The sequence below is a fragment of the Cardiobacterium sp. genome (genome assembly GCF_057314735.1).
The window spans coordinates 97,238-105,643 of the sequence record NZ_DBHKZK010000029.1; the positions used below are offsets into that span (position 1 = coordinate 97,238).

Annotated in this window: 4 protein-coding genes; 2 read left to right on the forward strand and 2 right to left on the reverse strand. The window is 59.2% G+C overall.

All coding sequences use genetic code 11. The features are described from left to right. Positions 1-51: 51 nt before the first annotated feature. A complete protein-coding gene (locus tag ACO54Z_RS03590; RefSeq protein ID WP_485995786.1) occupies positions 52-1,203 on the reverse strand; it encodes a disulfide isomerase DsbC N-terminal domain-containing protein in 1,152 nt (383 codons plus the stop codon). 92 nt (positions 1,204-1,295) lie between these two features. Then, positions 1,296-2,162 (reverse strand): site-specific tyrosine recombinase XerD, encoded by an 867-nt coding sequence (gene xerD, locus ACO54Z_RS03595; protein WP_485995787.1) that lies wholly within the window; start codon positions 2,160-2,162, stop codon positions 1,296-1,298. 26 nt (positions 2,163-2,188) lie between these two features. On the opposite strand from xerD, the gene ACO54Z_RS03600 reads away from it, so the two are divergent. Next, positions 2,189-3,523, forward strand: coding sequence for a hypothetical protein (locus tag ACO54Z_RS03600; protein ID WP_485995788.1), 1,335 nt, complete (start codon positions 2,189-2,191; stop codon positions 3,521-3,523). 2,025 nt (positions 3,524-5,548) lie between these two features. Next, on the forward strand, positions 5,549-7,897 hold the full coding sequence (locus ACO54Z_RS03605; RefSeq protein ID WP_485995789.1) for a transferrin-binding protein-like solute binding protein: 2,349 nt from the start codon (positions 5,549-5,551) through the stop codon (positions 7,895-7,897). The last annotated feature ends 509 nt before the right edge of the window (positions 7,898-8,406 follow it).

Below are 8,406 nucleotides of genomic sequence, written 5' to 3' on the forward strand. Positions count from 1 at the left end.
CGCCCATGAAAAAACGGCCCGTTGCGAGCCGTTTCCTGCGCGTCCATCACCTTATTCCAGTGCCGCTTTGGCCGCCTCGTCGCCCTGCATTGCCGCTTTTTCAAACCAGGCGCGCGCCTGAACACTGTCGGCGATGACGCCCAGCCCTTCGCGGTACATTACCCCCAGTTGATATTGCGCTTCGGCATTGCCCGCCGCCGCGTCTTTTTGCCATTGTTGCAGCGCTTGGCGGTAGTAGAGTTCCGCCTTGGCGGCATCTTGGGCGACGCCTTCGCCTTCGTCGTAACGCCGTCCCAGTTTGAAGGCGGCGTCGGCGCTGCCCGCAGCGGCTTCTTTTTCCAGCTTTTGTTGCGGGTCGTTGCCGTCGGCGGTGGCAGTTTGTACCTTGAGGGCGCTCATCAGGGCGATGGCCAGCGCGGGCTGCGGCAACAGCGGCGGTTCGGGCGGCGGCGGGGGAGGCGGACGGCGTACCGGACTGCGCAGCTCCTTTTGGGCGGGACGCGGCGGATGCTGGCTCAATATGGCTTCGAGGTTGGCAGGGGCGACGAAGCCGGAAATCAGCGTGCCATCTTCGAGAATGACCGACGGCGTGCTGGCGATGCCGATTTGCAGGCCGGTGGCGAAGTGTTCGCGGATGATGTTGGTGCAGTCGCCACGCGAGTTGGGCAGCGGCTGGTCAGTTTCGGCGAGCAGGAGCGCGGTGAGGCGGTCGGGCGAACACCACACTTGCGACATCCGCAGCGCCGCGACGGATTCGGGGCCGCTGCGCGGGAAGGCGAGGTAGCGGATAGCGATGCCGCGCTGGGTGTATTCAAGGATGTTTTGTTGCATGACGCGGCAATAGGGGCAGTCCACGTCGATGAACACGCTCACCTGATGCTGCGGCGTGGTGGGCGAGACACTAATCATCGTTTTCGGGTCAACCTGCGCCAGCGCCTTGACCCGTTCGGAGGCGCGGAAGACTTCGGTGACATTGCTCTGCGTTTGCAGGTCAATCATCTCGCCCTGCATCACATAGCGGCCATCGGCGCTGATGTAGAACACCTCCGTCCCCTGCGCGAACTGGTACAGTCCGGGAATCGGCGATTCCTCCGCATTGCTCATCACCCGCGGGTCGAAGACCGATTTCGCCAGCTCCATGTTGGGCGAGGCGGCGTGCGCGAGGGTGGTCGCGGCGATGAGCAGACAGGGCAGGGTTCGCATGGGAATCAACGGCATCCGGGGGAAAAACAGACTTGTATCATACCGACAACAGCACAGCCGTATCATGACGATGCGCGGTTATTACCGTAACGTCATGCACGCGGATGATGCGCGGCAAACACCTTCGCCAGCCGCGCCTCGGCGACGTGCGTATAAATCTGTGTCGTCGAAAGACTGCTGTGACCGAGCAACAATTGCACCACGCGCAAATCCGCGCCGTGATTGACCAGATGCGTGGCAAACGCATGACGCAATGTGTGCGGCGACACCGGCGCAGTAATACCGACGGCAATCGCATAATCATGAATCAACTGCCAAAACGCGCGGCGGCTCATCGCCCCGCCGCGTGCGCTGACAAACAGCACATCGCTCACCCGTTTGCCCAGCAGCACCGGGCGCGCCTCACGACAATAACGTGCGACCATCTCCGCCGCCTGCTCGCCCATCGGCACCAGCCGCTCCTTGTCGCCCTTGCCGCGTACCCGCAAAATCCCCTCCTGCAAAAACACCGCCGACAGCGGCAAACCGACCAGCTCGCTCACCCGCAGTCCGCAGGCATACAGCAGCTCCAGCATCGCCGCATCGCGCAACCCTTCCGCCGAATCCGTCAGCGGCGCGGCGAGCAGCCGCTCCACATCCGCCTCGGACAACCCGCGCGGCAGGCGCTTCTCCTGCCGCACCGCCTCCAGCAGCGCCGACGGATCATCCGCACGCAGCCGCTCCTCCACCATCCAGCCAAAAAAACGGCGTAGTGATGCCCGCATCCGCGCCAACGACGACGGTTTGCGCTGCAAATCCAGCATTTGTGCCAGCACCGCCTGCACATCCGCCGTCGCAAACCCTTCGACCGGCTTGTCGCACAGCCGCTGCGCCAATTGCAAATCGCGGCGGTACGACGCCACCGACGCCGCCGCCAGCCCCGCCTCCAGCTCCATCGCCTCACAAAAACGCTCAATCACCGCAAAACCCCCGCTAAAATAGCCGCATGAAAAAACAGACACTATATTACACCGCGCTGCTGCCGCTCATCGCCGCCACCCTCATCGCCTGCGCCTGGTGGAGCCTGCACGACAACCGCGCCCTCATCCTGCGCGACCAGCCGCTGCTGCAACTCAGCGAAGCGCAAAAACAGGCGATACGCGACCTCAAAGGCGACATCACCCTCGAAGCCTACGTCCGCAACAACCCGCGCCAGCGGCGGGGATTCGCCGACCTCGTCGCCCCCTACAAACAACTGCAACCGCGCTTGCATTTGGAGTTTATCAACCCCGACAGCGACCCGCTGCGCGTGCAGGAGCGCGACATCACCCGCGAAGGCCAGCTCTACCTGACAGACGGCACGCACGGCGAACGCATCGACATCGCCAGCCCGCAAAGCCTCGCCACCGCACTACTCAACCTCGGCGAAAGCAGCGACAGCCAAATCCTGCACCTGCAAGGCCACGGCGAACGCGCCTGGCGGCAGGACACGAGCGGCAACTGGCGCGCCGCCTACGAGCGCATCCAAAACGCCAAAACCACCGTCGGCGACCAGGACCAAAACCGCACGCGCGACATCCCGCGCAGCGTCAATGTGCTCGTCATCGCCGACCCCGAAACCATCCCGCAAGACCACGGCAGCGCGCTACAAACCTACCTCGCGCGCGGCGGTAACCTGCTCTACACCACCGACACCCGCCACCCCTACCTGCCGCCGTGGCTCGCCACCCTCACCGGCCTGAAACTGGTAGAAGGCAGCATCATCGACCCCGGCGCGAAAAACTACGGCCTGAACGACCCGCAAATGCTCATCATCGACACCCTCGGCGACGACCGCGTCAGCGACGGCATCAGCCAGGCACCGCTGCTGCCGACCGCCGTCGCCATCGCCGAAGACCCCGATCACCCGCCGACCAGCGACTGGAAGCGCACCGCGCTCCTGTGGACGAACAACCAAAGCTGGGCAGAACACACCCCGGACGCTGCCGCCGTCCTGCCCGATGCCGAAGAAGCCAAAGGGCCGCTCGCCCTCGGCTGGCTGCTGGAGCGCGACTACCAGGGCAAACCACAGCGCATCATCATCCTCGGCGACAGCGACATATTTCAGGACAGCTACCTCAACATCGGCGGCAACAGCACCCTCGTGCAGAACCTCTTTGCCCGCCTGCTGCCGGACAAGGCACACGGCAACATCGCCCAGCCCAAACTCAAAGACCAATACCTCACCCTGCCCGAAAGCGAACAACTGCCGCTCGCCATCACCCTCATCGTCGCCCTGCCACTCTTGCCACCCATTACCGGCCTGCTCCTCGCCTGGCGCCGCCGGCGGAAATACAGCTAACCGCCAGCATTCCTGCCGCCGAACTACCCCCTCCCCCGTAGCGAAGCGCGGCGGGGGAGGACAGGGGAGGGGATAGCGCCCGCGATACAACCGCCGATGCCCATATAAACCCGTAGGGTGGGGCTTGCCCCACCACCAACGACGGGAAGCGCCCAACATACCTGCAAGCTATTCACCAACTACTGCCCAATCTCCCGCCGTTCTGCCCCCTCCCCCTGTGGGTGGGCACCCACGAAAATGCGTTCGCATTTTCGTGGGAACCGGCGGAGAGTCGGGGCGGGGTTTGCCTGCTTCCCCACCGATGAGAAACAGACAACTCGCGTAGAGCGGCCATTCATGCCCAACAACAAAAAACAACCGAAATGCCAAACGACCACCGAACTACCCCCTCCCCTGCAGGGCGAAGCCCGCAGCGGGGGAGGGCTGGGGAGGGGGTAGCGCCCGCGATGCAACCGCCGATGCTCATATAAACCCGTAGGGTGGGGCTTGCCCCACCACCAACGACGGGAAGCGCCCACCATACCTGCAAGCTATTCACCAACTACTGCCCAATCTCCCGCCGTTCTGCCCCCTCCCCCTGTGGGTGGGCACCCACGAAAATGCGTTCGCATTTTCGTGGGAACCGGCGGAGAGTCGGGGCGGGGTTTGCCTGCTTCCCCACCGATGAGAAACAGACAACTCGCGTAGAGCGGCCATTCATGCCCAACAACAAAAAACAACCGAAATGCCAAACGACCACCGAACTACCCCCTCCCCTGCAGGGCGAAGCCCGCAGCGGGGGAGGGCTGGGGAGGGGGTAGCGTCCGCGATGCAACCGCCGATGCTCATATAAACCCGTAGGGTGGGGCTTACCCCACCACCAACGACCGGAAACGCCCACCATACCCGCAAACCATTCACCAACCGCCGCCCAATCTCCCGCTGTTCTGCCCCCTCCCCCTGTGGGCGGGCACCCACGAAAATGCGTTCGCATTTTCGTGGGAACCGGCGGAGGGTCGGAGTGGGGTTTGCCGGTTTCCCCACCGATGCGAAACAGAAAACTCGCGTAGGTCGGCCATTTATGGCCGACAAAAAGACGACCGGAATGCCAAACAACTCCCCCATTCCGACCTCGTAGGTTGGGTTAGCGCGCAGCGCGCAACCCAACAAACCACCATAGGGTGCGCCTCGGCGCACCCTTCCGCACACACATTAACTGCCCGTATTCCTGCCGCCGAACTACCCCCTCCCCTGCAGGGCGAAGCCCGCAGCGGGGGAGGGTCGGGGAGGGGGTAGCGTTCGCGATACAACCGCCGATGCTTATATAAACTCGTAGGGTGGGGCTTGCCCCACCACCAACGACCGGAAACGCCCACCACATCTGCAAACTATTCGCCAACTCGCACGCATCCCAATCCCTGCCACCGATTTACCTCCTTCCCCCCTTCCGTAGGTTGGGTTAGCGCGCAGCGCGTAACCCAACAAACCGCCATAGAGTGCGCCTCGGCGCACCGTTCCGCACGCACATTAACCGCCCGCATTCCCGCAGCCGTTCTGCCCCCTCCCCTGCAGGGCGAAGCCCGTAGCGGGGGAGGGTCGGGGAGGGGGTAGCGTTCGCGATACAACCGCCGATGCTTATATAAACTCGTAGGGTGGGGCTTGCCCCACCACCAATGACCGGAAACGCCCACCATACCCGCAAACCATTCACCAACCACTGCCCAATCTCCCGCCGTTCTACCCCCTCCCCTGCAGGGCGAAGCCCGCAGCGGGGGAGGGCTGGGGAGGGGTAGCTTCCGCGATACAACCGCCGAAGCTCCGCCCATCCCCGCAAACCATACGCCAACTCGCCCCCCCAATCTCCGTCCGTCCTCGCCGCCGAACCGGGCGCAAACAACCCGCGTCGCGACCACAAAACATCACCCCGCAACGTGTTTCAAAAAAACCACAAAAAACTTGCAACAACCGCCGCACTTGGCATAACATAGCCGATAGCCAAGCTATGGCTATGGAAATTCACTTTCAACAGTTAAAGGTACATACAGCATGAAACTGACAAACCTCTCCCTGGCAATCCTCGTGGCCGTTGGCGTTGCTGCCTGCGGTGGCAGCGGTGATGACAACAGCAACAAACCGGCTGACCCGCCCAAGCCCAACCCGAACCAGCCGAACAATAACAACAACCAGCCGACCCCTCCGGCGAACGACGACAAAGTCGTTGACCCGACCGGCACCCAGGTCGTAGATGACAAAGACCTCACCAAACAAAACACCGTCGGCACCCTGCAATACATCCGCCGCGAAGGCTCACAATACGACCGCACCTACAACCCGAGCCAACCGGCATCCGCCTCTCCGCTCCTCGGCACCACCCTCAACGACCAGAACCCGAGCCTGACCAACATCGTCCTCGCCCGTCAGGAGATCGTCCGTGCCGACGGCACCCCGGTCAAGGCACAATTCGCAGGCAGCGACAACCCGGTACCGCTCAAGGCGAATGGTGACGCCATCAAGGATTCAGTCGCCGGACTGAACAGCCTGCAAGAAGAAAACTTCCAAAACGTGGATGTCTTGGCAGGACGTTATATGTTTAATATTGATACGAAAGCGGATCATCATTCGGATGATGGCAGTAGTCGTTCTTCTACAAGAGCGCGTAATAGTGGCTTTAACGATCTTGTAAAAGGAGCAAACAACGTTGATGAAAAGAACAAAATTAAGCGTGAGCTGATAGATAATGAAACGGTAGCCGAAGATCCTACTGATCCTAATTCGGATGCGCTTTTGTCTCATGTTAAACAATACCCTTATGTAATAGAAAGTGGAACCGGCTATAAAAGAGTTAACGTTAATAATAGTGATAACCTCGGTCTTGGTGCAAACAGAACTGGTGATATTAATAGCAATAGTGAATCGAGCCGAGTTGAACCAAAGGATCTCAACGCTAACATGAAAATCGGTCAAACTGGTTTGGCTAAAAATGCTGCTGAAGGTATTGCCTACCAATCTGATACGACAGCCAAGACATATACAGTCGTCAATGATGCAAGAACCATGACTGCTGTTATTGATCCTTATGCGATTGTTCGCGAACCTACAGATGGAAAATTGAAAAAAGTTTATTCCAAAGACGTGGAAGGTAATAAGGATGTCTTTATGTATCGTGGCACAACCCCAGCCTCAGAAACTGGCAGCAAAAAAGACAGGGTTGCAGTCACTCCGCGTTTTGCCGAGAAAAATGGCACGCGCTATGGTAAAGATTTGGTTTGGTGGACAAGCCATATAGACGGTTTTGAAAATGACTATACCCGTACCGGAAATTACGATGCTTTCTATACAGAGCAAAAAGTTAAAAATGGATTGGCTGCAACTAATGGTTTGATCCGTGTTGGTGGCGGTCTTTCTACCCTCGGTCAGGAATTGAACTGGAATAAAGACGAGAAGAAATGGGAAAACCACCACAATACTACTACCCGTATCTTCGGTCGCTACCACTTGGCCTATGCCGGTACTGCTGAGAAAAACAAGGGTATTCACCCTGTCACTTTCAACAGCTTCAGCGGCGCCAAGGCGTTCGTTGCCGAATATGAAACCGATTTGGCCGACACGGATTACACCAAGTATGGTACAGCAGACGACAAGGCAGGCAAGGCAACCCAATACAGCATTGGTGCCGTACCGATGACCCTGAAATACGTCCAGTACGGTCGCGTTTCTACCCAGCTCGATGTTGATGAAGGCGTTAAGGGCTATGCCGACAACTTCATCCGCAACCCGTACCGCAACAAGAACACCGACGACTCTGTGGACGATTACTTCTACCGTGGTACCGATGCCACCACCATCGAACAGATGGCGGCACTGCCGAGCGACCAGAAGGCTACCTACCAAGGCCACGCCTTGATGTACGGCATCGACAACGACTTCCACAACGCGGGCAAACGCAACCTGCCGAACGCCTTCGCCGGCAAGACCGACGGCCTCGGCTTGGGTAACTTCGTTGAAGCGACCGCCGACTTCGGCACCAAACGTCTGCAAGGTAACGTTTACAACGAATGGTTGCTCGACCAAACCAAGTCTGCTACCACCCGCGACAACCTCGTCGCCTTCCAGGGCAACATCGTGGGCAACACCGTGGTTGGTACCGCTGACCGTACCTACCTCGCCGGTGATGACAAGGCAACCTTCAAGGCATCCTTCTTCGGTGAAAAAGCAGAAGAACTCGGTGGTTCCTTCAACTCCGTCAAAGACGCTGACAAATACGGCTCTGCCTACGGCGAAAACGACTGGGGTGGCGTCTTCGGTGCAACCCGTGGCGGTACCAGCAACACCTTCCAGGGTGATGACAGCAACAACGTTTACGGCAACAACCAACAAAACGGACAACAACCGTAAACAAACCCTTACTGGAGCTTTCTGCGACCGCAGAAACAATCCCGGAACGGCCTCACAAGAGGCCGTTTTTTATTGAGGTTATACAACACCCCTTCGTTAGGTGTGTGGCGGCGAGGCCGACACGCACGCGCTTCCCGATGCTATGCCATCTCCTCTGAGAACCTGTTCAAAATCTTGGGGGAATCAGATTTTTCCGTATGTTTGTGTAGGGAACTGAAAGCTGGGGAAACAGCCAATATGCCCCCTCTCCCTGTGGGATTGGGATAGCTCGCGCAGCGACAAGCATTGCTTGCGAAGCAAGAGAGAAGGCTGGAGTGGGGGTTAAAACCCTCGAAAAACAGTAATTTCAGTTCATGAGCCATATCGTTCACCCCCTCCCCGACCCTCCCCCGCTGCGGGCTTCGCCCTGCAGGGGAGGGGGATTCAAATTGTAAATAGTCTCTAGGCGCTGTTCACAATTGGCCATAACATGATGATTTCATTCGCAGGTTTGGTTAAGGCCTGTTTAC